The following is a 25746-nucleotide window of genomic DNA, read 5'->3' as shown; positions in this document are numbered from 1 at the left end:
GCGGCTGTCTAGCCTTGCAAACCAATAATCTCAGTCGGAAACGCTACGGATTTCGCAGGCTGCGGGGTCGTCTCCCAGCAATCTGTCGGCCGCGGACCTGTGCAGCCTGGCAGCCGCGGGATCGCCGAGCCGGTCCAGCGTGTCCGCCAGCCGCACCTGGAGCGCGGCCTGAAGTCGCAGGTCCCCGGCCTTCCGCGCGAGCTCCACCGCCTCCCGGCAGGTGTGCAGCGATTCCTCGGGCCGCCCGGCGTACTCCTGGATCCGCGCCATCTCGCTCAACGCCTTTGCCTGGCCAGGGACATCGGCCAGCTTCCGGTAGCCGGCCGAGGCCGCCCGCCAGCTCCGCAGCGCCTCCCCGTACCGGCCCGCGTACGTGTGCACGTTCCCCAGCCGCCCGTACAGCCGCGCCTCGTCCGCACGCTCCCCCCGCGCGAGGGCGTGGGACAGGGCCCGGCCGAACCAGTCGGAGGCCCGGTGCCAGTCGCCCAGCTCCTGGTGCGCGCCGCCTACGGATTCCATCGCGCGGCCCGACGCGTACGGGTCGTTCGCCGCCTTTCCCGCGTCCAGCGCGGCCCGGTACCGGTCCAGCGCCTCCCGGGTCCGGCCGGTCTCGGCGTCCAGATCGGCCAGGTTCAGCAGCGCGGCGGCCTGCTCCCGGTGCAGATCGCGCCGCTCGGCCACGTCCAGCACGAGCTGGTGCAGCCCGTACAGCTCGGGCGCGGCCCCGGCGGTGCCGCGGTGCTCGGACAGGGCCCGCGCCAGGGCCGCCACGAACCTGCGCGCCAGGGTGTCCAGCTCCCCGTCGGCCACGGCCAGCGAGGCGGCGGCCAGCAGTGCGGGCAGCCGGGTGTCCAGCCAGGTCTCCGCCGCCCGCCGGTCGGCGAAGCGCAGCGCCCGCGGCACCCCGTCGAGCTTCTCCGGCACCCCGACCGCCCCGCCGGGTCCGTCCAGCCCCTCTTCGTCCGGCTCGGCCATGGCCCGGCAGGAGAGCAGCAGCCGTACGGTCCGCTCCAGCATCCGGGCCCGCGCGAGCTGGACCTCGGCGGGCCGCTCCTTGGCCTCCAGCAGGGCCTGGAGCAGCGGCGCGAGGCAGCCGGGCAGCAGGTACAGCCCGTCGTGGGCGGGCCTGAGCAGGCCCAGCGCGGCGAAGTCCTCCAGGGTCGACTGCGCGGCGGCCACGGAGCAGCCGGCCAGTGCGGAGGCGACGTGGGAGTCGACGAGGCCGGCGGGGGCAAGCGGAAGCAGCCGCAGGGTCCGCTGCGCGGGCTGCGGGAGGGATTCGTAGACGAGCCTGAAGGTCTTGGCGAGCGGGCCGCCGACCCCGGCGGGCATGTCGTGCAGCTGCTTGCCCACGTCCGCGACGGAGGCCTTGGGGCGTGCGGCGAGCCAGCCGCCCGCGAGGGCGAGTGCGGCGGGCTGGCCGCCGCACTCCTCGGCGAGGGCTTCGGCCGCACGCGGGTCGTTGGCTGCGCGGATGTCGCCGATGCGCTGGATCAGCATGCGGACGGCCGAGGGGGTGTCGAGGCCGCCGAGGGTGCAGGGGCGGACATCCGGAATCCCGGTCAGGGGGCCCTCCGAGGTGACGACGACGAGGCACTCGGGGGTGTCCGGCAGCAGGGCGTCGACCTGGTGCGGATCGGAGGCGTCGTCGACGAGCAGGACCATGCGGCGGCCGGCCAGGGCCGTGCGCAGGGCGGAGCTGAGGTCGTCCTCGCCGGCGCCGGGCGGGGTGGGCTGCCCGAGTCCCTCCAGGAGGGTGCGGACGGCACGCTCGGTGGCGACGGCCTCGCCCGTGGGGGCGGTGAGCCGGACCTTCAGCACGCCGTCGGGATAGTCGTCGGCGATCTCGCGCACCAGCGCTTCGGCGAGGGCGGTCCGGCCGGAGCCGGGGCGCCCCGCGACGAGGAGCACCCGGGCGCGCGGGGCCTTGGCCTTGCGGCCGGAGAGGGTGTCGAGCCCGGTTCGCGCGATGTCCTCGCGGAGCTCCTTGAGCTCACGCCGCCGCCCGACGAAATCCGTCACGGATCCGCTCCTCTCGCTGCCTTCGGATTGCGAGCGTAGTTCACGCAGAGCGACGGACAGGGTGGAGCGCGGCGGACAAATCGCCCGATCGGATCAGCGGATGGGCAGTTTTTCCGACGTGCCGCTCACACGGCACGGCGGAAAGTCACACATCGGCTACGCCTCGTACGGGCGGGCCTGCCACGGGGCGTCCGCCGGGCGGAGGGAGGTCAGGGGCGGGTCGGCGGCCAGGGCCGCCGAGAGGGCCAGGGCTCCGGTGACGAGCCCGGGGTTGCCCAGCTCGCCCGCCAGGACGCCCCGTACCAGCTCGGGCAGCGGCACCCACGCCACCTCCATGTCCGCCTCCTCCGAGCCGGACTCCGCGTAGCGTTCGCCGTCCGCCTCCGAGACGCCGCGCGCGAGGAAGATCCGGGTGGCCTCGTCCGAGCCGCCGGGGGACGCGTAGAAGTCGGCGAGCACCCGCCAGTCCTCGGCCTTGACGTGCGCCTCCTCGTACAGCTCGCGCTGCGCCCCGTGCAGCGGGTTCTCCCCCACCACGTCCAGGAGCCCCGCCGGGAGCTCCCACAGCCGGCGCCGCACCGGGTGGCGGTACTGGCTCAGCACCAGCACCCGTCCCGCGTCGTCCAGGGCGAGCACGCACACCGACCCGGGGTGCACCTGGTAGTCGCGGCGGGCCACGGACCCGTCCGGCATCCGCACCTCGTCGGAAGCCACCGCCGTCTTCGCGCCCTGGAACGGCCGCTGGGTCGACACCGTCTCCCAGGATTCCGACGTGTCCTTGATCTCCATGCCCCGAAGCCCTCCACAACGCGCGACAGCCGGGGTACGGATCTCCGTACCCCGGCTGTCTACGGTATGTGCCGTACGACTACTTCGCGGCCTGCTGCCGCTCCACGGCCGCCTTGACCAGACCCGCGAACAGCGGGTGCGGGCGCGTCGGGCGCGAGCGCAGCTCCGGGTGGGCCTGGGTGGCCACCAGGTAGGGGTGGACCTCGCGCGGGTACTCGACGTACTCGACGAGCTTGTTGTCCGGGGAGGTGCCGGAGAAGACCAGACCGGCCTTCTTCTCCAGCTCGCCGCGGTAGGCGTTGTTGACCTCGTAGCGGTGGCGGTGGCGCTCGTCCACGTACGCCTGGTCGCCGTAGACCTCGCGCACGATGGAACCCTCGGCGAGCTTCGCCGGGTACATGCCCAGGCGCATGGTGCCGCCCAGGTCGCCCGCGCCCTCGACGAAGGCCAGCTGCTCCTCCATCGTGGAGATCACCGGGTTCGGGGTGGAGGCGTCGAACTCGGTGGAGTTCGCGTCCTCGATGCCCGCCAGGTTGCGCGCGGCCTCGATGACCACGCACTGCAGGCCCAGGCACAGGCCGAGCAGCGGGATCTTGTTCTCGCGGGCGTAGGTGATCGCACCGACCTTGCCGTTGACACCACGGTCGCCGAAACCGCCGGGCACGCAGATCGCGTCCACGTCGGACAGCTGCGCCGCGGCGCCCGCCGGGGTCTTGCAGTCGTCGGAGGTGACCCACTTGATCTGCACGCGGGCCTTGTTGGCGAAGCCGCCGGCGCGCAGCGCCTCGGTCACCGACAGGTAGGCGTCGGGCAGGTCGATGTACTTGCCGACGAGCGCGATCTTGACCTCGTGGTCGGGGTTGTGGACCCGGTCGAGCAGGTCCTCCCAGACGGTCCAGTTGACGTCGCGGAACGGCAGGTCGAGCTTGCGCACGACGTACGCGTCCAGGCCCTCGGTGTGCAGCACCTTGGGGATGTCGTAGATCGACTTGGCGTCGATCGCGGCGACCACGGCCTCCTCGTCGACGTCGCACATCAGCGAGATCTTGCGCTTGATCGAGGTCGGGACCTCGCGGTCGGCGCGCAGCACGATCGCGTCGGGCTGGATGCCGATGTTGCGCAGCGCCGCGACGGAGTGCTGGGTCGGCTTGGTCTTCAGCTCGCCGGAGGGGCCGATGTAGGGCAGCAGCGAGATGTGCACGACGAAGACGTTGTCGCGGCCGACCTCGTGGCGGACCTGGCGGACGGTCTCCAGGAACGGCAGCGACTCGATGTCGCCGACGGTGCCGCCGACCTCGGTGATGACGACGTCGACGTCGTCGGTCGCCATGCGCCGGATGCGGTGCTTGATCTCGTTGGTGATGTGCGGGATGACCTGCACGGTGTCACCGAGGTACTCGCCGCGCCGCTCCTTGGCGATGACCTGCGAGTAGACCTGGCCGGTGGTGACGTTGGCCGAGCCGTCGAGGTCGACGTCGAGGAAGCGCTCGTAGTGACCGATGTCCAGGTCGGTCTCGGCGCCGTCGTTGGTGACGAACACCTCGCCGTGCTGGAACGGGTTCATCGTGCCGGGGTCGACGTTCAGGTACGGGTCGAGCTTCTGCATCGTGACCCGAAGACCGCGCGCCTTCAGCAGCGCACCCAGGCTGGAGGCCGTCAGGCCCTTGCCGAGGGAGGAAGCGACACCCCCGGTGACGAAGATGTGCTTGGTCGTCATGGATTTGGGCGGCATCGCCAAGAGGGGGCTCCCGTGGTCGCGAGGTGAGGTGCGTCCGGCGCCGGCCACCATCGAACCGGAAGGTCTCAGGGGGCGCCGAAGCTGCGGTTTCGGGGCTCCTGATTCGCACAGGCAGACCACCGGTCCACGGGATACCAGCCTATCAGCGCCCGGGCCGGTCCGCCTCCGGCCACGCGGCGGGGGCGTCCTCGGGGGTCTGCGCGCGGTCCGTCACGGCGCCGTCGGCGCCCCTCACCCGTTCGGCCGAACCTCATTGTTGCCGAGCTGACGGGGATCACTAGGGTGCCGTCTTGTCCTGCTCGGATCTCGATCACATCCCCGCCGAGCGGCCCCGCGAACGGCGTAACCCGTCCGGTTCCGGAATCATGGGCTGGACGCGGCCATCCACATCACCGGAGAATCCGCGGCATCGCGCAATGCAAGCGCCCTTCGGGGCGGACGTGGCTGTTCGACTGGAGATGCAACGTGTCCGGGCGCATCGAGGATTACGCACTGATCGGCGACATGCAGACCGCGGCATTGGTCTGCCGGGACGGGGCGGTGGACTGGTTGTGCCTGCCACGCTTCGATTCCCATGCCGTCTTCGCGAGCATTCTCGGCACCGAGGAACACGGGTTCTGGCGGATCGGCCCGGCGTGCCCGGCCGGCGCCGAGGCCCCGCGTGCCACCCGGCGCCGCTACCGCGGTGATTCGCTGGTCCTGGAGTCCGAGTGGGACACCCCGCGCGGCACGGTCCGCGTGATCGACTTCATGCCGCCCCGCGAGAACCACGCACCGCAGATCATCCGCATCGTGGAGGGCATCAGCGGGCGCGTTCCCATGCGCTCGGCCCTGCGCATGCGCTTCAGCTACGGCCGGGTGGTGCCCTGGGTGCACCGGGTCGACGACCGCACCGTGGCCGTGGCGGGCCCCGACTCGGTCTGGCTGGACACCGAGGCGCAGACGTACGGCAAGGACCTGACCACGTACTCCGACTTCACCGTCGGGCCGGGCGACCGGATGGCCTTCTGCATCAGCTGGCAGCCCTCCCACAAGGAGCCGCCGCAGCCGCCGGAGGCCGAGGAGGCCCTGGAGGCCACCACCGAGTTCTGGCGGGACTGGGTCGAGCAGTGCACGTACCACGGCCCCTACCGGGAGGCGGTGATCCGCTCGCTGATCACCCTCAAGGCGCTCACGTACGCCCCCACGGGCGGGATCGTCGCCGCGCCCACCACCTCCCTCCCGGAGGAGATCGGCGGGGTCCGCAACTGGGACTACCGCTACACCTGGCTGCGCGACGCCGCCATCACCCTGTCCTCGCTGCTGCGCACCGGCTACCGCGAGGAGGCCCGCGCCTGGCGCGAGTGGCTGCTGCGGGCGGTGGCCGGCGACCCGGAGAACCTGCAGATCATGTACGGGATCGCGGGCGAGCGGGAGCTCGGCGAGACCGAACTCGACTGGCTGCCGGGGTACGAGAACTCCCGGCCGGTCCGGGTCGGCAACGGCGCCGCGGGCCAGCTCCAGCTCGACGTGTACGGGGAGGTCACCGAGGCCCTGCACCTGGGCCACATGACCGGCCTGGCGCGCAACGACTACGCCTCGCTGCTCCAGCTGAAACTGATCCGCTACCTGGAGACCCACTGGGACCAGCCCGACGAGGGCATCTGGGAGGTGCGCGGCCCGCGCCGCCACTTCGTGCACTCGAAGGTGATGGCGTGGGTGGCCGTGGACCGCACGATCAAGCTGATCGAGAGCGGGGACGCGGACGGGCCGCTGGAGCGGTGGCGCGAGTTGCGCGACGAGATCCACCAGGACGTCTGCGAGAAGGGCTACGACAAGGAACGCAACACCTTCACGCAGTCCTACGGGTCCAAGGAGCTGGACGCTTCCCTCCTGCTGATCCCGCAGATGGGCTTCCTGCCGCCGGACGACAAGCGGGTGATCGGCACGATCGAGGCGATCCAGCGCGAGCTGTCGACCCCCGACGGCTTCATCCTGCGCTACCCGACCTCGGGCGAGGAGGCGGGCGTGGACGGCCTGCAGGGCGACGAGGGGGCCTTCCTGGCGTGCTCGTTCTGGATGGCGGACGACCTGGCGATGATCGGCCGGGTCGACGAGGCCCGGCGCCTCTTCGAGAAGCTGCTCGCGCTCCGCAACGACCTGGGCCTGCTGGCCGAGGAATGGGATCCGAAGCTCCAGCGCCAGGTGGGCAACTTCCCGCAGGCCTTCAGTCACGTCCCACTGATCGACACGGCCCTGCGGCTGACGGCGAGCGGGGCGTACGGGGGCTGACTAACCTGGAGGGGTCGTAGGCCTTTCCGCACCTTCCGCATCTCCCGGAAGGGGGTAGCCATGGCTCCCCTCTCGAAGGCGGGCACGGCACTTGCCGAGCTCCGCGAGGACCTGTCCGGCGCCGTCCTGGTCCCGGAGGATCCGGGGTACGACGAGGCCCGCACCCTCTACAACGGGATGATCGACCGCCGGCCGGCCGTCATCGCGCAGTGCGAGAGTCCGGTGGACGTGGTGACCGCCGTGCGCTTCGCACGGCGGCTCGACCTGCCGATCGCGGTGCGCGGCGGCGGGCACAGCGTGGCCGGGATGTCCCTGAACGACGGCGGCGTGGTCGTGGACCTGCGCCGGATGCAGGGGGTGACGGTCCACCCCGGGGCCTCGGCCGTCCGCGTCGAGGGCGGGGCCACGATGAGCCATCTGGACCGGGCCTGCGAGCGGTACGGGCTGGCGACCACCGGCGGCCGCGTCTCCACCACCGGGGTCGGCGGCTTCGTGCTGGGCGGCGGCACCGGGTGGCTGGACCGCAAGTTCGGCCTGGCGGTGGACAACCTGCTCGCCGTGGACCTGGTCACGGCCGACGGGGAGATGCTGACGGCGACGGAGGAGGACCACCCCGAGCTGTTCTGGGGGCTGCACGGCGGCGGCGGGAACTTCGGCGTCGCGACCTCGCTGACGCTGCGGCTGCACGAACTGCCCGCCATGTCCGTCGCGTTCCTGCTGTACCTGCCCGAGCACGGGCCCGAGGTGGTCCGTACGTACCGGGACGTCATGGAGGACGGGCCGCGCGAGGCCGGCGGCGGCGCGATCTACATGACCGGACCGCCCGAGGAGTTCGTCCCGCCGCACCTGGTCGGCCTGCTGCTGGCGGGCGCGCTGGTCACGTACGCGGGGCCCGTGGAGGAGCTGCGCCGCCTCATCGCGCCGCTGCTGGCGATCCCGCACGAGGCGGAGATGGTGACGGACATCCCCTACGCGGACCTGCAGTGCATGCTCGACGATCCGCCGGGCCTGCGGAACTACTGGTCGGCGGAGTACCTGACCGGTGTGCCCGACGCGTTCGTGGACGTGTTCTGCGCCCGCGCGGACTCCATGCCGGTGCCGAGCGGCACCCAGCACGTGGTGTGGCCCCAGGGCGGCGCGATCGCCGAGGGCCCGGCCGACTATCCGGTGCCGTTCCGCGACGCGCCCTGGGCGGTGCACCCGTTCGGTGCCTGGGAGGACCCGGCCGACGACGACCGGGTCCGCCAGTGGGTCAAGGACGTCCGCGCCGACGTCCGGCCGTGGAGCACCGGCGCGGTCTACCTCAACTTCACCGGGGACGAGGGCGGGGACCGGGTGGTCGCCGGCCTCGGACCCGAGAACATGCGGCGGCTGGGCCGGCTGAAGCGGGAGTACGACCCGGACAACGTCTTCCGCTTCAACCACAACATCGAGCCGTCGTAGGACCGGTTACGTGAGGGCGGTGATCACCTCCTTCGCCGCCCGCTCCCCCTCGGTCGCCCCGCCTTCCATGAACCCCTGGAAGTCGTAGCTGCAGTGCTCTCCGCCGATGTGGATCCGGCCCTGCGCGGTGCCCTCGTACTTGGCGTACTGGTGCAGGTAGCCGGTCGGCCAGTACGAGTACGCGCCGAGCGCGTACGGGTTGCGGTGCCAGGCCGACAGCTGCGCCTTGCCGGTCCAGGCCGCCTTGGTGCCGGGGAAGAAGGCGTCGATCCCGGTGAGCATCCGGCCCGCGAGGGCGCGTACGTAGGGGTCGGAGTCGGTGGCGAAGGGGGTCGCCGGGGTGAGCGATCCGGCCAGGGTGCCGCCGCCGTACTGGAGCAGGATGCCGCCGTTGCCCGGCTGGACCTTGGTGGTGTCCCAGGTCTGCTGGACCTCGCTGTCGGTGAAGCAGTCGCCGGCGGAGACCCCCGGCCAGGGGCCGGTGCCGCGCCAGGGGCGGCTGGTGAACTGCATGTTGAGCTTGGTGCAGTAGCCCATGCGGGCGTCGCGCAGGAGGTTCTTCATCCGCGGGTCGAAGCCGGCGCCGGTGATGTCGATCCGCTGGAGGATCGGCAGCGGCAGGCACAGGATGGTGTGGTCGGCGACGACCGTCCGGGTGGCGCCCGCGTCGTTGAAGGTCAGGGTCTGGGTGCCGTCGGCGGAGACGCGCACGGCGACCAGCTCGCGGCCCATGACGGTCGAACCGGCGGGCAGGGCCTGGGCGATGGCGTTCGGCAGCTGGTCGTTGCCGCCCGTGATGTGGTAGCGCTCGTTGGACAGGCCCCAGACGTTGAAGTTGCCCGGGTTGGGCTGGTAGCCCATCAGCAGGACCAGCGCGAGGGCGGACTGCTGGTGGGTGTCGGCCCCGTACTCGACGTTGTACGCCACGTCGATGAAGCGGCCGAGCTGCGAGCCGTGCCCGCCGGGGATCCGGGTCTCGATCCACTCGTACAGGGTCATGTTGTCGAGGACGGTGCCCGCGGGGGTCGAGGAGTTCCAGGAGACCTCGCCGGCCTCCTGGAGGTCGCGGCGCAGGGCCTGGTAGACGGCGTTGAAGTCCTCGTCGGCTTGCTCGCGCGGGTAGTAGGTCCCGTTGAACCAGAGGACCTCCTCCGCCCCGTTGGGGCCGCCGCCGAGGAAGTCCTCGGTCTGGAGGTTGAAGCGGCGGCACAGCTCCAGGATCTTCTTGTGGCTGGTGTCGATCAGCTCGCCGCCGATCTCGGAGGTCTGTCCGTAGGCCCACAGGGAGCGCTGGGTCCACATCCGGCCGCCGACGCGGCTCGGGTCGGCCTCGTAGAGGGTGAAGGGAACGCCCGCGTCCTTGAGGGTGAGGGCGGCGGTCAGCCCCGAGATGCCGGCGCCCACGATGGCGACGCGGGCGGGGGCGACGGGCTTCTTGTCGGCGACGGTCTCCACCGCGTGGGCGCCCGCCGGGGCGACCGCGGCGGAGGCCAGGGCGGTGCCGAGGCCGAGGGCGGCGGCACGGCCGAGGAGCTGGCGGCGGGTGGAGCCGCGCACCTCGGCGACGGGCAGGCCGAGCTGTCGGGCGGCCGCGTGCTCGGCGGCGAGCCGGCGGAGCGCGTGCATCAGTGGCGTACGGGCCATGGCGGTGGCTCCTTCTCAGACGTTCGCGGCGGAGGGGGCGGAGGCACCGGTGGTGCCGTCGGTGCTCTCGTCGGTGCGCTCGGCGGCGTCCTCCAGGACGACGCGGCCGATGATCTCGTAGCGGTCCGGGGCCTTGAACTTCAGCCACAGGCCGAGGCCCAGCCCGCCGAAGAAGACGAGCCCGACGATCCACGGGATGAGCGTGAAGAAGAACGAGTCGGCGGCCAGCCCGGCCGCCGTCTTCATGTTGACCAGCAGCAGGACGACCACGGCGGCCATGGCGATGCCGCCGACCAGCGGGGCGGTGAAGGTGCGGAACCAGTGCCGGTCCTCGGGGTGGTTCTTGCGGAAGTAGCCGATTACCGCGAAGGAGCACAGGGTCTGGACGATGAGGATCGCCATGGTGCCGAGGATCGCGAGCAGCGTGTACAGGTGGATGTACGGGTCCTGCCCGGTCAGCCAGAACAGCGCGACCAGGCCGGTGGCGATGCCCGTCTGCACCATGGAGGAGATGTACGGGGAGCCGTGCTTGGCGTGCGTACGGCCCAGGCCCGGGTACAGGAAGCCCTCGCGGCCGATGGCGTACAGGTAGCGGGCGGCGCACTGGTGGAAGGCCATGCCGCAGGCGAAGGAGCCGGTGAGCAGCAGCCACTGGAAGGCGTCGACGGCCCAGGCGCCGATGAAGGTCTGGGTGGGGGCGAAGAACAGGTCGAGCGGGCTCGCGGAGGCGGAGAGCTCCACGGACTTGGCGAGGCCGTTGCCGGCGATGGTCATCCAGGAGACGTAGATGTAGAAGAGGCCGACGCCGACGACGGAGATGAGGGTGGCCTTGGGGATGACCTTCTTCGGGTTCTTGGACTCCTCGCCGTACATGGCGGTGGACTCGAAGCCGACCCAGGACCAGAAGGCGAAGAAGAGGCCGAGTCCGGCGGAGGTTCCGGTGAAGGCGTTCTTCGGGTTGACGGGCTCCAGCGGGATCCCGTCCGGTCCGCCGCCGGCGATCAGGACGGCGGTGGCGACGGCGAAGAGGACGGCGATCTCGGCGATGAGCATCACGCCCAGCGCCTTGGCCGTGAGGTTGATGTCGAAGTGCGCCAGGGCGGCGGTGATGGCGAGCATGGCGACCGCGTAGACGATCCAGGGCAGATCTATGCCGAGCTGGTCGTGGACGGTGGTCTTGGTGAAGTAGGAGAAGACGCCGACGATCGATGCCTCGAAGACGATGTAGGCAAGGACCGCGAGCATGCCGGAGGCCATGCCGGCGATCCGGCCGAGGCCGTGCGAGATGTACCCGTAGAAGGCGCCGGCGGCGGTGATCCGCTTGGCCATGGCGACGTAGCCCACGGCGAAGACGGTCAGGACGGCGGTCGCGAAGAGGTAGCCGGCGGGCGCGCCGATGCCGTTGCCGAAGCCGACGGCGATGGGCAGGTTGCCGGTCATCGCGGTGATGGGAGCGGCGGTGGCCACGGCCATGAAGACGACACCGACCAGGCCCACCGAATTGGCTTTCAGCCGCTGGACCTGGGGTGCGCCGCCGCCGGTGCTGCTATCCGTGCTCATGGCTCCTCGTTCCTGTCGTGAGGGCGCTCACTCTCTCCCCGGGTGACGTACGCCACAATCGGCATGCAGTCCGATAATCTCCTTGCCGGGGCGACGAGTTGTCGGGCCGGACGGGGGTAGATGGGACCCCGTAACCGCTCGGTGATGTGCACGGAACAAGAGCCCCGGTAGCGTCCGCCATATGGACAATCAGGGCGGGATCACGGTTCAGCGGGCACTTGAGCTGCCGGGGCTGCGCAGCGGCCTCCCGGAGGTGGTGGCCTGCGCCGACCGGCTCGGCCGGACCGTGCGCTGGGTGCACGCCGGCGAGGTCCCCAACATCGCCTCCCTGCTCAAGGGCGGCGAGCTGCTGCTGACCACGGGCCTCGGCCTCGGCACCCGCCCCGCCGAGCAGCGCGCCTTCGTACGCCGCCTCGCGGACCGGGGCATCGCCGCCCTGGTCGTCGAACTGGGCCCCCGCTTCACCCGCCTCCCGGCGACCCTGGTGGAGACGGCGCGGGCGGTCGGCCTCCCCCTCGTCCAGCTGCACCGGGAGGTCCCCTTCGTGACCGTCACGGAGGAGGTGCACACCGAGATCGTCAACGGGCACTACGCGCTGCTCCAGCGGGCCGAGGAGGTCCACCGGCGCTGTACGGAAGCCCTGCTCGAAGGCGGCGGAATCCCCCAAGTCCTCCACATCCTGGCGGACTTCACCGCGAATCCGGTCTTCATGGAAACCCCCGACGGCCAGTTGCTGTACGCGGCGGGCCCGGTCGCCGGCGAGGCCGCGGCGGACCCGCTCCAGGTGTGGGAGGGCCTACGGGGCCAGCGCCCGGCCGAGCCGTCCGGCAACGCCGTGGTGGTCGACGTCCCGGGAGGCGGCCGCGGCACCGGCTCGGTGCGGGCCCGGCTGGTCCTGCTGGGCGTGTCCGCTCCGCTGCTGCCCGTGCACCGGATGGCGGCGGAGCGGACGGCCGGCGTCCTGGCCGTCGTCCTGATGCAGGCCCGGCAGGAGGACGAGCTCGCGGCGCGCGGCCGCGGCGATTTCCTCACCGACCTGGCGGAGGGACGCATTTCGGCCGAGGACGCCCCCGCCCAGGCCCGCGTCCTGGGCTTCAAGCCGGGCCCCGGCCCGCTCCTGCCCATCGTCATGCGGCTGTCCTCGGACCTGGCCCCGTCGGGGAACTGGGCCGTCCTGGCCCGGGCCGTCCTGGAGGAACTCGCCTCCGTCGGCGTCCCGGTGCTCCTCGGGGTCCGGCCGGTGGAAGGCCGCGTGCCCCTCCTGGTCTCCCTGCGCTCCGACGCCGAGCGCACGACGGTCTCCGACCGGGTCGCGGTGGCGCTGCGGACCGGCGTGGAGCGGGCCGGCCTGGACCGTGCGGGGGCCGCACCGGCGGTGGTGGTCGGCGTGTGCGGCGGCTGGGCCACGGTCTCGGCGGGCCTCCGGCACGCCGCCGAGACGGCCACGGCCGCGCACGGACTCCCCGAACGCCCCTGGTACGACGCCCGCCGCCTGGACATCGACCTGCTCCTGTGGCGGCTGCGCGAACACCCCGACCTGGCGGCCTTCGTGGACCGGGCGATCGGCGCCCTGCGCGTGCACGACACGGTCTCCCGCCCGCCGCTCCTCCCCACCCTGGAGACGTACCTGGCCCACGCGGGCCGCAAGGCGGAGACCGCGCGCGAGCTCCACCTGAACCGCCAGACCCTGTACAACCGCCTGGCCCGCATCTCGGAACTCCTGGGCGCGGACCTGGACGACCCGGAAACCGTCCTCTCCCTGAGCCTGGCCCTGCGCGCCCGCCGCCACACCACGTCCCCTTCTTGACGCGCCCCTCGCACCGCTCCGCGGGCTTCGCGCCGCTGCGCCGGACGGCTGGAGCGGCCAGGCCCCGCCGACGAAAACCCAGCCCCTCCGGCGTTTGAGGAGCGGGGGTCCGGGGGCTGGCCCCCGGGAACGGCGCCGCACGGGCAAGCCCACCCGAGCCACATCCAGCCTCACCGGCGTTTGAGGCGCAGGGGTCCGGGGCTGAGCTCCGGGGAACGGGCGAAGGGCGGGGAGGGGACTCGGCGCCGCGCAGCGGCAGCGGCAGCGGCAGCAAGCACGGGCTCCGCCACCCCGGCCAGGGGCTAGCGCCGACGCGAGGTCAGTTCGTCGTACACCGACAGGACTTGCGCGACGGTGTCGTCCTCCGACGGCCACGTCAGGGCCTGGGCCCGCCCGGCCACCGCCAGCTCCCCCCGCCGCACGGGATCCGCCAGCAGCCCGGCCACCCCGGCGGCCAGCGCCCCCGCGTCCCCGTAAGGCACCAGCACCCCCGCCGCCCCCACCAGCTCCGGCACACCGCCCACCGCCGTCGCCACCAACGGCACGCCCATCCGCAGAGCCTCCTGCGCGAGCGGCGACCGCGCCTCCCACCGGCTCGGCAGCACCGCGACATCCGCCGCCGCCAGCAGCCGCGCGGCATCCCGCCGCTGCCCGAGCAGCCGTACCGGCAGGCGCTCCGCCTGGATGCGCCGCGCGAGCTCCGCCCGCATCGGGCCCTCTCCGGCGATGACCAGCAGCGGCATCGGGTCCAGGTTCCGCCATTCCCGCGCCGCGTCCAGCAGTACGGAGTACCCGCGCCGCGGCACCAGGCTCCCGACCGCGATCAGCAACGGCCGCTCCACCGCGCCCAGTTCCGCCCGCACCTTCCCGTGGTCCGGAGCGTCCGAAGACCCGGAGGATCCGGAAGTCCCCGCCGCGCCCGGCCCTGGCACCGGCACCGCAACCGCCGCCAGCCGCGCGTCCCGCGCCCCCCGCAGCCGGGCCAGGTCCACCTGTGCCGAGGAGCCGCCGAGGACGATCGCCGCGGCCCGCGCGACGTGCCGTTCCAGGAGGAGGCTCAGGCGGCCGCTGCCGGGGCCGCCGCCGTGCCAGCTCACGACCAGGGGGACCCGCCGCCCGCGCAGGGCCAGCGCCGCGCGCATGCCCGCCCGTACGCCGTGCGCGTGCACCACGTCGGCCTCGAAGCACGCGGCCCGCAGCGCGCTGACCGCGTCCGGGGTGAACCGCGCCCCGGCGCCGGTGAAGTCGTACTCCCCCTCGGTCTCGACGGGTCCGCACACGGTGACCCGTACGCCGCGCGCGGCGAGCCCGGTGGCCAGCGACCGCACGTGCGCACCACCGCTCGCGCCGCCGAGCACTTGAACGGTGCGAAGGACGGGGACCGGGACCGGGGAGCTGCTCACGGGCCGAAGCTCCAGGGTGAGGGAGAAAAGGCAGGACGTCGCTCAGAATGCCAGTCCGCACGCGCGTTCCGGGACCATACGGGTGCGGATCCCGTGTGAGATACCGCCCCGAGCCCCCGATCCTCACCCACACGGGCTAGCCGGGCGTCAGCATGATGACCGTGCGGACTGCACGTTCAGCGAGACGCCCTGCTCCTACTCCGAACTCCGGGCCGCCGCGAGCAGTTCCTCCGCGTGCGCCCGCGCCGACGCCGAGTCCTCGTGGCCGGCCAGCATCCGCGACAGCTCGCGGATCCGGGCCTCGCCCTCCAGGACGGTGACGCCGCTGCGGGTCACGGACCCGTCGTTGGTCTTCTCGACCAGCAGCTGCCGGTCCGCGAAGGCCGCCACCTGCGGCAGGTGCGTGACGACGACCACCTGGGCCGACTTGGCCAGCTTCGCCAGCCGCCGTCCGACCTCCACGGCGGCCTTGCCGCCGACGCCCGCGTCGACCTCGTCGAAGAGGTACGTGGGCACCGGGTCGGAGCCCGCGAAGACGACCTCGACGGCGAGCATCACCCGGGACAGCTCACCGCCCGAGGCGCCCTTGGCGATCGGCCTCGGCTGGGCCCCGGGGTGCGGGGCCAGCAGCAGTTCGACCTCGTCGACGCCGGAGGGCCCGTACGCGACGAGCCTGCCGCCGACCTCGACCCCCTCGGGGTCCTCGGTCTGCCGGACGTCGATGGTGACCCGTGCGTGCGGCATCGCCAGGGAGGCCAGCTCCTCGGTGACCGCCGACGCGAAGCGGGTCGCCGCCTCGTTCCGTGCGTCGGTCAACGCCTGCGCCAGTGCGGAGAGTTCCAGCCGCAGCCCGTCGCGCTCCGCGGTCAGCTCGTCGATCCGCTCGTCGTCGCCGTCCAGCTCCAGCAGCCGTACGGAACCGCGTTCGGCCCACTCCAGGACGGAGTCCGCGCCGCTCGCGGTGGATCCGTACTTGCGGATCAGCTGGGTCAGCGCCGCCCGCCGCTCCTCCACGGCCGCCAGCCGCAGCGGATCGGCGTCCAGGTCGTCGGCGTATCCGGCGAGTTCCCCCGCCACGTCCCCGAGCAGGATGCCCAGTTCCCCGATCCGCTCGGCGAGCGCGCCGAGCGCCGGGTCGTGGGAGCGTACGGATTCCAGTGCGCGGTGCGCCCCGGCGACGAGCGCGCCCGCGTCGACGCCCTCGGGATCCTCGACGTTGCCGGCCAGCGCGGCGTGCGCGACCTGGGCGGCCGAGGACAGGGATTCGGCGTGCCCGAGGCGCTCGGCCTCCGCCGCCAGCTCGGCGTCCTCGCCCGAGAGCGGTTCCACGGCGGCGATCTCGTCGAGCCCGAAGCGGAGCAGATCGGCCTCCTGGGCGCGTTCCCGGGCCCGGGTGGTGATCTCCTCCAGCTCGCCGGCGACGGCGCGCAGCCTGCGGTGGGCGGCGGCGTACTTCTCCAGCGGGACGGCGACGGCGTCGCCCGCGTACCGGTCGAGGGCCTGGCGCTGCCGGGCGGGCCGGAGCAGGCCCTGCTGGTCGGTCTGGCCGTGGACGGCGACGAGGTCGTCGGCGAGTTCGGCGAGCAGGCCGACGGGCACGGAGCGGCCGCCGACGTGGGCGCGCGAGCGGCCCTCGGCGGAAACGGTCCGGCTGATCAGCAGGGCGCCGTCGTCGAGCTCGGCGCCGGCCTCCTCGGCGCGCAGCGCCGCGGGGGCGTCCGGGCGCATGACGATGCGCCCTTCGACCACCGCCGCCTTGGCCCCGATCCGCACCAGCGCGGGGTCGGCCCGCCCGCCGAGCAGCAGCCCGAGGCTGGTGACGACCATGGTCTTGCCCGCGCCGGTCTCGCCGGTCACCGCGGTGAAACCGGGTGACAGCTCGACCACAGCGTCGTCGATGACCCCGAGCGACCGTATCCGCATCTCCTCAAGCACGGGACGACGATACCGAGGTTTCATGGGTGCCATGTGACGTCACCCGCGCGAACCGGCTCGAACAATCATGCTATTTACGTACGCGCGATGCACGCGGCCCCCTGCGACGCCGGTACGGCGCCCGCACCCGTCCCCTACGGGACTAGTGCGGGGCTCCGCGCCATCCCGACACCGGCAGCGCGAACTTCGCGACGAGCCGGTCCGTGAACGACGCGTGGTGCAGCCGGGCGAGCCGCACCGGCACCGTCCCCCGCCGGACCTCCACGCGGGCCCCGGACGGCAGCTCCACCGTCCGCCGCCCGTCGCACCACAGCACCCCGTGCGGAGTCCCGGTCTGCACCTCCACGGCCAGCACCGAGTCCGGCGAGGTCACCAGCGGCTTCGCGAACAGCGCGTGCGCGCTGATCGGCACCATCAGCAGCGCCTCCACCTCCGGCCAGACCACCGGCCCGCCGGCCGAGAAGGCGTACGCCGTCGAGCCCGTCGGCGTCGCGCAGACGATCCCGTCGCAGCCGAAGCCGGACACCGGGCGCCCGTCGATCTCCAGGACCACCTCCAGCATCCGCTCCGGGGACACCTTCTGGACGGCCGCCTCGTTCAGCGCCCAGTCCCGGTGCACCACGTCCCCGTTGGTCCGCACGACCACGTCGAGGGTCATCCGCTCCTCGACCTCGTAGTCGCGCGTCACGACCCGGTCCACGACCTTGTCCAGGTCGTCCCGCTCCGCCTCCGCGAGGAAGCCCACCCGGCCCAGGTTGACGCCGAGCATCGGCACCCCGGAGCCGCGCGCGAACTCCGCGCCGCGCAGGAGCGTCCCGTCGCCGCCGAGCACGATGAGCAGCTCGCACCCGTCGAGCACCTCCGGGGTGCACTCGGACTCAGCCACCAGCTCCACCTCGGGCGGCAGCGGCAGGTCCACCGCCTCGTGCCGCAGCACCCGTACGCCCAGCCCGCTGCGCAGCAGCCCCTGCACCACCAGCTCGGCACTGCGGATGGCCGCGGGCCGCCCGGTGTGCGCGAGCAGGAAGACGGTCCGCTTCCCCGACTCCCCCGACTTCCCTGACTCCCCCGACTGTGCCGGGTCCCCCGAAAGATCACTCACTGCGGCCCCTCCGCCACTGCACGGTCAACATCCGCCGGGTCGAGTGCCGGTGCCCCCGCCCGCAGCCACAGAAAATACTCGACGTTGCCCGACGGGCCCGGAAGCGGGCTCGCGGTCACCCCGAGCACGCCCAGGCCCAGCTTCCACGCCTGCGCCGCCACGTCCCGCACGGCCTCGGCGCGCAATTCCGTACTGCGCACCACACCACCGCTGCCGAGCCGGTCCTTGCCGACCTCGAACTGCGGCTTGACCATCAGCACCAGATCCGCGTCGGGCGCGCAGCAGCGTACGAGCGCGGGCAGCACCAGCCCGATCGAGATGAAGGACAGGTCGCCGACGACCAGGTCCACGGGCACCCCGTCGATCAGCTCCACCGTCAGCTCGCGCACGTTCGTGCGGTCCTTGACGGTGACCCTGTCGTCGCTCTGCAGGGACCAGGCGAGCTGCCCGTACCCGACGTCGACGGCCATCACGTGCTCCACGCCGGCGCGCAGCAGCACGTCGGTGAACCCGCCGGTCGAGGCACCCGCGTCCAGCGCCCGGCGGCCCTCCACGCGCAGCCCCTGGGGCTGGAAGGCCGCGAGCGCCCCCGCCAGCTTGTGGCCGCCCCGGGAGACGTAGTCGGGGTCGCTGTCGTCCTTGAGGACGACGAGGGCCGCGCTGGTCTCGACCTGGGTGGCCGGCTTCGTCGCCGTATTGCCGCCCACGGTCACCCGGCCGGCGGCGATCAGCTGCGCGGCGTGCTCGCGCGAGCGGGCCATGCTGCGGCGTACCAGTTCGGCGTCCAGGCGGCGGCGTGCCACTCCTGCCACGATCGGTTCAGCTCCTGTTTTCGTGCGGACGGGGGCCTTCGGTCGCGTCCAGCGCGGTCAGCGCGGAGCGCAGCTCCCTGTGCACATCCTCGTACACCTCGACGTGTCCGTCCGCCGGGAGGTGGTCCACGTCCGCCAGCCGCTCCAGCGCGGCGTCCGCCCCGGCGTGCCCGGTGGGGGTGCGTACGAGGCCCAGCGCGACCGGCCCGGCGGGCCCGGCCGGGGCTTCGTCCGGTTCCTGGGCCCCGGCGGGCACTTCTTCGTTCATGCCCCCGACGCTACCGCGTAGGGCGCCCGCGACGGCGCGCGGCTCTGCGGTACGGTCGGGATCACGATGGCTACGATCGAGGAGTGCCGTGCGGCACTCGACCAACTCTCCGACAACCTGGCGCGGGCCGAAGGCGACGTGCGCGGTGCGACCGCGCTCGACCGCTCGCTGAGCTGCCACATCACCGACCTGGACCGGACCTTCACGGGCCGCCTCGACGGAGGCCGGATCCGCGTGGACGCGGTGGCCCCCGGCCCGCCGTCCGCCAAGGCCGAGATCCGGCTCGCGATGACCGGTGACGACCTGGTCTCCCTGGTCGCCGGCGACCTGAAGTTCCCGAAGGCCTGGGCCTCGGGCCGGATCCGTCTGGAGGCGGGCTTCCGCGACCTCCTCCGCCTCAAGAGCCTGCTCTAGACGTTCCGCGCCGGGCTCGAGGAGATGGCGGTCAGTCCCGGGCAGCGAGTTCCTGGGCCAGTTCGGCGCAGCGCAGCCGGGCCGGGGAGAGGTCGTGGGGCAGCTTGGTGACCGCCTCGAAGGCGCTCATGCCTCCGGCCCCGGTGGTGTCCGGCTCCGGTGCTTCCCCTGCTTCCCCGGGGTGAGGGGGCTCCGAGGTGTCGAGGAGGGCTGCTTCCTCCTCGGCGATCGCCGATGCGTCGATCACTGCCATCAGGTTCTTCTCGAAGGCGTGCCGGCGGGCGGCAACCTCGGCCACGCGCGGGTCGTCGACGGCCACGGTGTCGTCGAGGGCTTCCTCGGCGGCGTCCACGCGGTCGGACTCGTCCCGCAGCTCGGGGTGGGTGGCCAGTGCGATGAACCGGGAGGCTTGGACGGCCGCGCCGAGCGGGCCGAAGATCCGCTCGGTGACGAGCAGGGTGTCCAGGTCCGCCTGGCGCAGGGAGCCGGCGGGGAGGTTCCTGAGGCGGCCGGCGACCATCTCGGAGAGCAGTCCCAGCCGGCTGCCCTCGGCCCGCATGCGCTGCACGCAGGCCCGCTGGCGGGCCAGTTCCGCCTCCTGTGCGGCGAGCGCTTCTTCCAGTCGCGCCAGGGTGACCTTGATGCCGTCCTCGGCATCGGCCCCGTCGCCCTCGCCCTTCCCGGCCGTGGGCGGGGCGGCGGTGAAGGCGTCGCGGATGGAGTCGAGGGCGATTCCGGCATCGGCCATCTTCCGGATCCACAGCAGGCGGACCACGTCCTGGAAGCCGTAGCGGCGGCGGTCGTCGCCCCCTCGTACGGGCTCGGGGATCAGGCCCATGTCGTGGTAGTGCCGGATCGCCCGCGGCGTCGTACCCACCAGGGCCGCCACATCGCCGATCTTGACCTGCCGCGACACGAAGAAGGACATGGGCATCGGCGGAGAACCTCTCTCGAGCGAACGGGAACAGCTCCACCGGACCACATGACGCTACGGAAGGAGCAAACCGCTCCCGTCTATTCGGCGCGAGCCACCGCGCGGGCGACCCGCGCCGCGGGAATCACCAGCGGCGTCCCCGTCTCCGGGTCCGCGATGACCTGGCACCTCAGCCCGAACACCCGCTCCACCAGCTCCGCCGTGACCACCTCGGCCGGCGGCCCCTCCGCCACGACCTTCCCGTCCCGCATCGCGATCAGGTGGGTGGCGTAGCGGGCCGCGTGGTTCAGATCGTGCAGTACGGCGACCAGCGTCCGCCCCTGCTCCTCGTGGAGCTCCGCGCAGAGGTTCAGCACCTCGATCTGGTGCTGGATGTCCAGGTAGGTCGTCGGCTCGTCCAGCAGCAGCAGCGGCGTCTGCTGCGCCAGTGCCATCGCGATCCACACCCGCTGGCGCTGACCGCCCGACAGCTCGTCCACCGCCCGGTCCGCGAGCTCGGCGACCCCCGTGGAGGCCATCGACTCGTTCACGATGCGCTCGTCGTCCGCCGACCACTGCCGCAGCAGCCCCTGGTGCGGATAGCGGCCGCGCGACACCAGGTCCGACACGGTGATCCCGTCCGGGGCGATCGAGGACTGCGGCAGCAGACCGAGCGTCTTGGCCACCTTCTTCGCCGGCATCGACCCGATGGCCTGACCGTCCAGAAGCACCCGTCCCTGCGAGGGCTTCAGCATCCGCGACAGGGCACGCAGCAGGGTGGACTTGCCGCAGGCGTTGGGGCCGACGATCACCGTGAAGGAGTGGTCGGGTATCTCCACCGACAGGTTCTCGGCGATGACCCGCTGGTCGTAGCCGAGGGTCACGTTCTCCGCGGTCAGCCGCTGCACTTGCCTGCTCCTCTGGTTGCTCATACCGCTCCGGTTGCTCATATGCGGCCCGCCCTGCGCTCGGTGACGAGCAGCCAGAGCAGGTAGCAGCCGCCGACCAGCCCCGTCACCACCCCCACCGGCAACTGGTCGGCGCCGAAGGCCCGCTGTGAGGCCCAGTCGGACACCAGCAGCAGGAGTGCGCCCATCAGCGCGCCCGTCAGCAGGCTCGCCCCGGGCGAGCGGGTCAGCCGGCGGGCGAGCTGCGGCGCGGCCAGCGCGACGAAGCTGATCGGCCCGGCCGCGGCGCTGGCCGCGGTGGTGAGCAGGATCGCCGCCACCATCAGCAGCAGCCGGGTCCGCTCCACCCGCACCCCGACGGCGTACGCCGCGTCGTCGCCCATCTCGATCATCCGCAGGGCCCGGCTCTGGCCGAGGACCAGCGGGAACAGCACCGCGCACGTCGCGAGCAGCGGCCAGACCTGCGCCCAGTCCCGGCCGGCGAGCGAGCCGGTCAGCCAGACCATCGCGCGGGTGGCCTCGACGAGCTGCGCCTTCGTCAGCAGGTACTGGATGACGGCGGTCAGCATCGCGGACGTGCCGATGCCGACGAGGACCAGCCGGTAGCCGTGGATGCCGCGCTTGTACGCGAGGAGGTACACGGCGATTCCGGCCGCCAGCCCGCCCACCAGGGCCCCGGCGGCGACCTCTCCGGCGCCGCCGTGGAACAGCACGATGACCAGCAGCGCGCCGACGGACGATCCGTAGCCGAAGCCCAGCACGTCCGGCGAGCCGAGCGGGTTGCGCGAGACGGACTGGAAGACGGCGCCGGCCATGCCGAGGGCCGCGCCCACCAGGACGCCGACCAGGACCCGCGGCAGCCGCAGGTCGTTGACGATGAACTCGTGCGCGGGCGTGCCGTTGCCCAGCAGGGTCTGTACGACGTCCCAGGGGGCGATGTCGAAGTCGCCGGTGCCGATGAGCAGGACGGCCGTCGCCAGCACGAGCACCAGGAGCAGCGCCCCGACGCCCAGCGCGCGCCGCTCCACGCGCAGCGAGATCCCGCCGGGCAGGCGCACGGGCCGGGGCCCGGTCCGGCCCCCGCGCGCCGGGCGGGGTGCGTCGGTCACTGTCACAGCTGGGCCATCCTCTTGCGCCGGACGAGGTAGATGAAGACGGGACCGCCGATCAGCGCGGTGACGATGCCGACCTGGAGTTCGGCGGGCCGGGTGACGACCCGGCCGATGACGTCGGCGCCGAGCAGCAGGACGGGCGAGAGCACCGCCGAGTACGCGAGCACCCAGCGCATGTCCGGGCCGGTGAAGAACCGTACGAGGTGCGGGATCATCAGGCCGACGAACACGATCGGCCCGCAGGCCGCGGTCGCGGCCCCGCACAGCAGGGTGATGGCGATCATCGCGCCGGTCCGGGTCCGCGTCAGGTGCGCGCCGAGCGCCCGCGCGGTGTCGTCGCCCATGGCCATGGCGTTGAGCGGCCGGCCCAGGCAGAGCGCGAGGACGGCGCCGACCACCAGGAAGGGCGCCACCTGCCGGACGGTGTCCATGTTCGCCGAGGCCAGCGAGCCCACGGTCCAGAAGCGGAGCTTGTCCAGCGCCTTGCTGTCCATCAGCTGCACGGCGTTGATGTATCCGACGAGGGCGGCGGTGGCCGCCGTACCGGCGAGCGCCAGGCGCACGGGCGTGGCGCTGCGGCTGCCGCCGAGCACGTAGACGACCACGGAGACGACGGCGGCGCCGAGGAAGGCCCACCACACGAACTCGCTGAGCGAGGACGCCCCGAAGAAGCTGATGGCCGATACGACGGCGGCCGCGGCCCCCGCGTTGACACCGAGGATGCCCGGCTCCGCCAGCGGGTTGCGGGTCAGGGCCTGCATCACGGCGCCGGACAGACCGAGGCCGAGGCCGACGAGCACGCCGAGGAGGGTCCGCGGGACCCGCAGGTCCCGTACGACGACGTCGGAGGCCGTCCCGGAGTAGTGGAACAGGCCGTGCCAGACCTCGTGGAGGGGCATCTGCTTGGCGCCGACGGCGATGCTCGCCACCACGACCAGCGCGAGCACGCCGAAGGCGGCGAGCAGACCGGCGGTTCGCGCACCGTGGCGCGAGCGGGTGGCGGCGGGCTGCGCCGCGCTCGGTTCGGGGGGACTCTCGACCAACACGGAAGTTAGGTTAGCCTACCCTCCACCCCGCCCAGCTCCCCCGAACAGCCCTCCGACCAGGACCTAAGTCCCTACAGCAGGCCCTACAGCGGGGCCCTGCAGCGGGGCCCTAAAGCCCCAGCCTGGCCAGCGCCTTCCCCGCGTCCAGCCCGCACGAGCCGTCCCCCGCCTGGGTCCAGGCCGCCGCACACAGCGCCCGCAGCCCGTCCATCGCACCGTCGGCACCGTCGGCACCCTCCGGTCCGCCTTCCTCCCCGCGCAGCTCCAGTACCCCGTCCAGCGCCACCGCGGTCCAGCTCCCGCAGCGGAACCCGCCCCCGGCCGCCGCAACCACCTCCGGCTGCCCGGTCAGCAGCCCGCGCAGGTCCCGGTCCACGTACGTCGGCCGGTACTTCGGCTCGGCCCGCAGCAGCTGCGCCCCGTCCGTCACCCCGGTCAGCACCAGCAGCGAGTCCACGTCCCCGTTGAAGGCGCCCTCGATGTCGGTGTCCAGCCGGTCGCCGACCACCAGTGGACGCTTCGCCCCGGTCCGCAGCACGGTCTCGCGGTGCATGGGCGGCAGCGGCTTGCCCGCCACCTGCGGCTCGGCGCCCGTGGCGATCCGTACGACCTCCACGGCGGCCCCGTTGCCCGGCGCGATCCCCCGCGCCCCGGGAATCGTCAGATCGGTGTTGGAGGCGTACCACGGCACCCCGCGGTTGATCGCGTACGAGGCCTCGGCGAACCGCGACCACTGCAGGTCGGGCCCTCCGTACCCCTGGACCACCGCGGCGAGCCCCTCCTCCTCGGCGGAGTCCACCGGCGCCAGCCCGCGTTCGCGCAGCGCGACCCGCAGCCCCTCACCGCCGATCACCAGCACCTTCGACCCGGGCTCCACCTGCTCGGCGATGAGACGGGCCACCGCCTGCGCGGAGGTGATCACCTCGCCGGCCTCCGTCGGGATCCCCAGCTCGCTCAGGTGCTCGGCAACCGCGTCCGGGGTGCGCAGCGCGTTGTTCGTCACGTACGCCAGGTGCATCCCGTCGGCCCGCGCCGCGGCGAGCGAGTCCACGGCGTGCGCGATGGCCTCGCCGCCCGCGTACACCACCCCGTCGAGGTCCAGCAGGGCCGTGTCGTACGCCTGGTGCAGACTCCGCTCACTGCCCGCGGGAAGGGTCCTGCTCTGCCGGGTCATCGTGGCTGCTCCTTCGGGCCCCTCCCAGCGGTATCTGGGGGAGATCGATCTTGTCCGGTTTCCGTACTCCCCCGATCATCCCGCATGGCGAGACGCGTCTTACGATTCACCAATGACCACATCTGGCACCGCGGACCATGGACTGCGCCTGATCCCTTTCCATGGCCTGCGCTATGTCCCCGAGCGCGTCGGCAGCTTGGCCGCCGTGACCTCGCCGCCGTACGACGTGGTCGTGCGCCCCGACGGACTCAACCACCTGGAGTCCGCCGACCCCCACAACATCGTCCGCCTGATCCTCCCGCAGGCCGACACCCCCGCCGCCCGCAACGAGCAGGCGGCGCACACGCTGCGCGACTGGCTCGCGGAGGGCATCCTCAGCGCCGATCCGGTGCCCGCGCTCTACGTCTACGAGCAGCGCCGGGGCGAGCTCCTCCAGCGCGGGGTCATCGGGGCCCTCGCCCTCTCCGCCGCCGAAGCCGGGATCGTCCTCCCCCACGAGGACGTCATGCCGCACGTGGTCACCGACCGCGCCGGCCTGATGCGCGCCACCTCGGCCAATCTCGAGCCCCTCCTCCTGACCTACCTCGGCGAGGATCCGGCGGCGGGCGCGGCCGCGGTCGTCGAGCGCACGGCCCGCTCCACGCCGCTGTTCTCGACGACCACCGAGGACGGGTTCCAGCACCGGCTGTGGGCCATCACGGACCCCGCCGACCTCGCTGCGATCACCACCGACCTGGGCGACCGCCAGGCCCTCATCGCCGACGGCCACCACCGCTGGGCGACGTACCTGCGCCTCCAGGAGGAGCACGGCTCCCCCACCCCCTGGGACTTCGGCCTGGTCCTCCTCGTCGACACCGTCCGCTACCCGCTCCAGGTCCGCGCGATCCACCGGCTGCTCCGGCGCCTGCCCCCCGCCGACGCCCTGGCCGCCCTCGACGGCCGCTTCCGGGTCCGCACCGTCGACGGCCCGCTGCCGGAGGCCATGGCGGCCCTGGCCGAGGCCGCGGAGCTCGGCAACGCCTTCCTGCTCACCGGCGACGGCAGCTTCCACCTGGTCACCGATCCCGAGCCGGCCCTGATCGAGAGCACGGTCCGCGGCGACCGCCCCGAGGCCTGGCGCCGGCTGGACGCCACGGTGCTCCACGCGACCCTGCTGGACACGCTGTGGGCCGTCCCCGACACCCCCGACCAGATCTCGTACATCCACGACACCGAGGCCACCGTCGAGATGGCGGAGCGCCTCGGGGGCACCGCCGTCCTGCTGCACCCCGTGCGCGAGTCGGTCGTACGGGAACTGGCCCGCCAGGGCGTGACGATGCCCCGCAAGTCCACCTCCTTCGGCCCCAAGCCGGCCACCGGCCTGGTCCTGCGCAGCGTGGACTGAC

General features: G+C 72.8%; 20 protein-coding genes. 5 read left to right on the top strand and 15 right to left on the bottom strand.

The features are described 5' to 3' along the window. Positions 1-30: 30 nt before the first annotated feature. From OG898_RS22795 to OG898_RS22785, 3 genes are all read right to left on the bottom strand, one after another. Positions 31-2022, bottom strand: coding sequence for an AAA family ATPase (locus tag OG898_RS22795; protein WP_250753392.1), 1992 nt, complete (start codon positions 2020-2022; stop codon positions 31-33). Positions 2023-2178: 156 nt separating this feature from the next. Then, positions 2179-2811: an NUDIX hydrolase gene (locus tag OG898_RS22790; RefSeq protein ID WP_250753394.1), complete on the bottom strand. Its 633-nt coding sequence runs from the start codon at positions 2809-2811 to the stop codon at positions 2179-2181. A gap of 79 nt (positions 2812-2890) precedes the next feature. Further along, positions 2891-4543 (bottom strand): CTP synthase, encoded by a 1653-nt coding sequence (locus OG898_RS22785; RefSeq protein ID WP_250753396.1) that lies wholly within the window; start codon positions 4541-4543, stop codon positions 2891-2893. A 471-nt stretch (positions 4544-5014) separates the two neighbouring features. Here OG898_RS22785 and OG898_RS22780 point away from each other — a divergent pair, with 471 nt between their 5' ends. Together OG898_RS22780 and OG898_RS22775 are read left to right on the top strand one after the other, a co-directional pair. Then, a complete protein-coding gene (locus tag OG898_RS22780; protein WP_266958941.1) occupies positions 5015-6820 on the top strand; it encodes a glycoside hydrolase family 15 protein in 1806 nt (601 codons plus the stop codon). Between the two features lie 60 nt (positions 6821-6880). Beyond that, entirely contained in the window at positions 6881-8263 is a 1383-nt protein-coding gene (locus OG898_RS22775; protein ID WP_266958939.1) for an FAD-binding oxidoreductase, read from the top strand. 6 nt (positions 8264-8269) lie between these two features. On the opposite strand, the gene OG898_RS22770 is transcribed toward OG898_RS22775, so the two are convergent. Continuing rightward, complete coding sequence (locus OG898_RS22770) at positions 8270-9907, bottom strand: NAD(P)/FAD-dependent oxidoreductase (protein WP_266958937.1); 1638 nt, start codon at positions 9905-9907, stop codon at positions 8270-8272. A 15-nt stretch (positions 9908-9922) separates the two neighbouring features. Further along, positions 9923-11467: an APC family permease gene (locus tag OG898_RS22765; RefSeq protein ID WP_266958935.1), complete on the bottom strand. Its 1545-nt coding sequence runs from the start codon at positions 11465-11467 to the stop codon at positions 9923-9925. A gap of 181 nt (positions 11468-11648) precedes the next feature. Here OG898_RS22765 and OG898_RS22760 point away from each other — a divergent pair, with 181 nt between their 5' ends. After that, entirely contained in the window at positions 11649-13274 is a 1626-nt protein-coding gene (locus OG898_RS22760) for a PucR family transcriptional regulator (RefSeq protein ID WP_250753406.1), read from the top strand. Between the two features lie 302 nt (positions 13275-13576). Here the strand turns inward: OG898_RS22760 and OG898_RS22755 are convergent, their stop codons facing one another. The 5 genes from OG898_RS22755 to OG898_RS22735 form a co-directional block, all read right to left on the bottom strand. Continuing rightward, a complete protein-coding gene (locus OG898_RS22755; RefSeq protein ID WP_250753409.1) occupies positions 13577-14677 on the bottom strand; it encodes a glycosyltransferase family 4 protein in 1101 nt (366 codons plus the stop codon). A 195-nt stretch (positions 14678-14872) separates the two neighbouring features. Next, complete coding sequence (gene recN / locus OG898_RS22750; protein WP_250753431.1) at positions 14873-16600, bottom strand: DNA repair protein RecN; 1728 nt, start codon at positions 16598-16600, stop codon at positions 14873-14875. Between the two features lie 154 nt (positions 16601-16754). Next, complete coding sequence (locus OG898_RS22745) at positions 16755-17714, bottom strand: NAD kinase (protein WP_266958933.1); 960 nt, start codon at positions 17712-17714, stop codon at positions 16755-16757. Then, positions 17711-18526, bottom strand: a complete 816-nt coding sequence (locus tag OG898_RS22740) for a TlyA family RNA methyltransferase (RefSeq protein ID WP_250753412.1) — start codon at positions 18524-18526, stop codon at positions 17711-17713. The genes OG898_RS22745 and OG898_RS22740 overlap by 4 nt, the downstream gene beginning before the upstream one ends. A 7-nt stretch (positions 18527-18533) precedes the next feature. Further along, on the bottom strand, positions 18534-18794 hold the full coding sequence (locus OG898_RS22735; protein ID WP_250753415.1) for a hypothetical protein: 261 nt from the start codon (positions 18792-18794) through the stop codon (positions 18534-18536). A gap of 66 nt (positions 18795-18860) precedes the next feature. Here OG898_RS22735 and OG898_RS22730 point away from each other — a divergent pair, with 66 nt between their 5' ends. After that, the gene (locus OG898_RS22730; RefSeq protein ID WP_250753418.1) at positions 18861-19208 is read left to right on the top strand and encodes an SCP2 sterol-binding domain-containing protein; all 348 of its coding nucleotides are present in this window, start codon (positions 18861-18863) and stop codon (positions 19206-19208) included. 31 nt (positions 19209-19239) lie between these two features. Here OG898_RS22730 and OG898_RS22725 read toward each other — a convergent pair whose 3' ends face one another. From OG898_RS22725 to OG898_RS22705, 5 genes are all read right to left on the bottom strand, one after another. Further along, on the bottom strand, positions 19240-20142 hold the full coding sequence (locus tag OG898_RS22725) for a MerR family transcriptional regulator (protein WP_266958930.1): 903 nt from the start codon (positions 20140-20142) through the stop codon (positions 19240-19242). An 80-nt stretch (positions 20143-20222) separates the two neighbouring features. Next, the gene (locus OG898_RS22720; protein WP_250753422.1) at positions 20223-21071 is read right to left on the bottom strand and encodes an ABC transporter ATP-binding protein; all 849 of its coding nucleotides are present in this window, start codon (positions 21069-21071) and stop codon (positions 20223-20225) included. Next, positions 21068-22144 carry an iron chelate uptake ABC transporter family permease subunit gene (locus OG898_RS22715; RefSeq protein ID WP_266958927.1) on the bottom strand — a complete coding sequence of 359 codons (1077 nt, stop codon included), beginning with the start codon at positions 22142-22144 and terminating at the stop codon, positions 21068-21070. Before OG898_RS22715 ends, OG898_RS22720 begins: the two co-directional genes overlap by 4 nt. Continuing rightward, positions 22141-23187 (bottom strand): iron ABC transporter permease, encoded by a 1047-nt coding sequence (locus OG898_RS22710; protein WP_250753424.1) that lies wholly within the window; start codon positions 23185-23187, stop codon positions 22141-22143. The genes OG898_RS22715 and OG898_RS22710 overlap by 4 nt, the downstream gene beginning before the upstream one ends. 109 nt (positions 23188-23296) lie before the next feature. Then, positions 23297-24361, bottom strand: coding sequence for an HAD-IIA family hydrolase (locus tag OG898_RS22705; protein WP_266958924.1), 1065 nt, complete (start codon positions 24359-24361; stop codon positions 23297-23299). A gap of 112 nt (positions 24362-24473) precedes the next feature. Here OG898_RS22705 and OG898_RS22700 point away from each other — a divergent pair, with 112 nt between their 5' ends. Next, positions 24474-25745 (top strand): DUF1015 family protein, encoded by a 1272-nt coding sequence (locus OG898_RS22700; RefSeq protein WP_250753429.1) that lies wholly within the window; start codon positions 24474-24476, stop codon positions 25743-25745. The last annotated feature ends 1 nt before the right edge of the window (position 25746 follow it).

Source organism: Streptomyces sp. NBC_00193, from assembly GCF_026342735.1.
In the GTDB taxonomy this organism is placed as follows: domain Bacteria; phylum Actinomycetota; class Actinomycetes; order Streptomycetales; family Streptomycetaceae; genus Streptomyces; species Streptomyces stoeckheimensis.
The sequence above is the reverse complement of the archived record's forward strand: the minus strand, read 5'-3'. Positions and strand labels throughout refer to the sequence as shown.

What these genes read in the sequence shown, in the direction of transcription:
- OG898_RS22735 (WP_250753415.1), bottom strand. Translation starts at nt 18,794, where the DNA reads ATGAACGAAGAAGTGCCCGCCGGGGCCCAGGAACCGGACGAAGCCCCG.
- recN (WP_250753431.1), bottom strand. Translation starts at nt 16,600, where the DNA reads ATGCGGATACGGTCGCTCGGGGTCATCGACGACGCTGTGGTCGAGCTG.
- OG898_RS22790 (WP_250753394.1), bottom strand. Translation starts at nt 2,811, where the DNA reads ATGGAGATCAAGGACACGTCGGAATCCTGGGAGACGGTGTCGACCCAG.
- OG898_RS22730 (WP_250753418.1), top strand. Translation starts at nt 18,861, where the DNA reads ATGGCTACGATCGAGGAGTGCCGTGCGGCACTCGACCAACTCTCCGAC.
- OG898_RS22770 (WP_266958937.1), bottom strand. Translation starts at nt 9,907, where the DNA reads ATGGCCCGTACGCCACTGATGCACGCGCTCCGCCGGCTCGCCGCCGAG.
- OG898_RS22765 (WP_266958935.1), bottom strand. Translation starts at nt 11,467, where the DNA reads ATGAGCACGGATAGCAGCACCGGCGGCGGCGCACCCCAGGTCCAGCGG.
- OG898_RS22705 (WP_266958924.1), bottom strand. Translation starts at nt 24,361, where the DNA reads ATGACCCGGCAGAGCAGGACCCTTCCCGCGGGCAGTGAGCGGAGTCTG.
- OG898_RS22725 (WP_266958930.1), bottom strand. Translation starts at nt 20,142, where the DNA reads ATGCCCATGTCCTTCTTCGTGTCGCGGCAGGTCAAGATCGGCGATGTG.
- OG898_RS22775 (WP_266958939.1), top strand. Translation starts at nt 6,881, where the DNA reads ATGGCTCCCCTCTCGAAGGCGGGCACGGCACTTGCCGAGCTCCGCGAG.
- OG898_RS22720 (WP_250753422.1), bottom strand. Translation starts at nt 21,071, where the DNA reads ATGAGCAACCGGAGCGGTATGAGCAACCAGAGGAGCAGGCAAGTGCAG.
- OG898_RS22700 (WP_250753429.1), top strand. Translation starts at nt 24,474, where the DNA reads ATGACCACATCTGGCACCGCGGACCATGGACTGCGCCTGATCCCTTTC.
- OG898_RS22785 (WP_250753396.1), bottom strand. Translation starts at nt 4,543, where the DNA reads ATGCCGCCCAAATCCATGACGACCAAGCACATCTTCGTCACCGGGGGT.
- OG898_RS22760 (WP_250753406.1), top strand. Translation starts at nt 11,649, where the DNA reads ATGGACAATCAGGGCGGGATCACGGTTCAGCGGGCACTTGAGCTGCCG.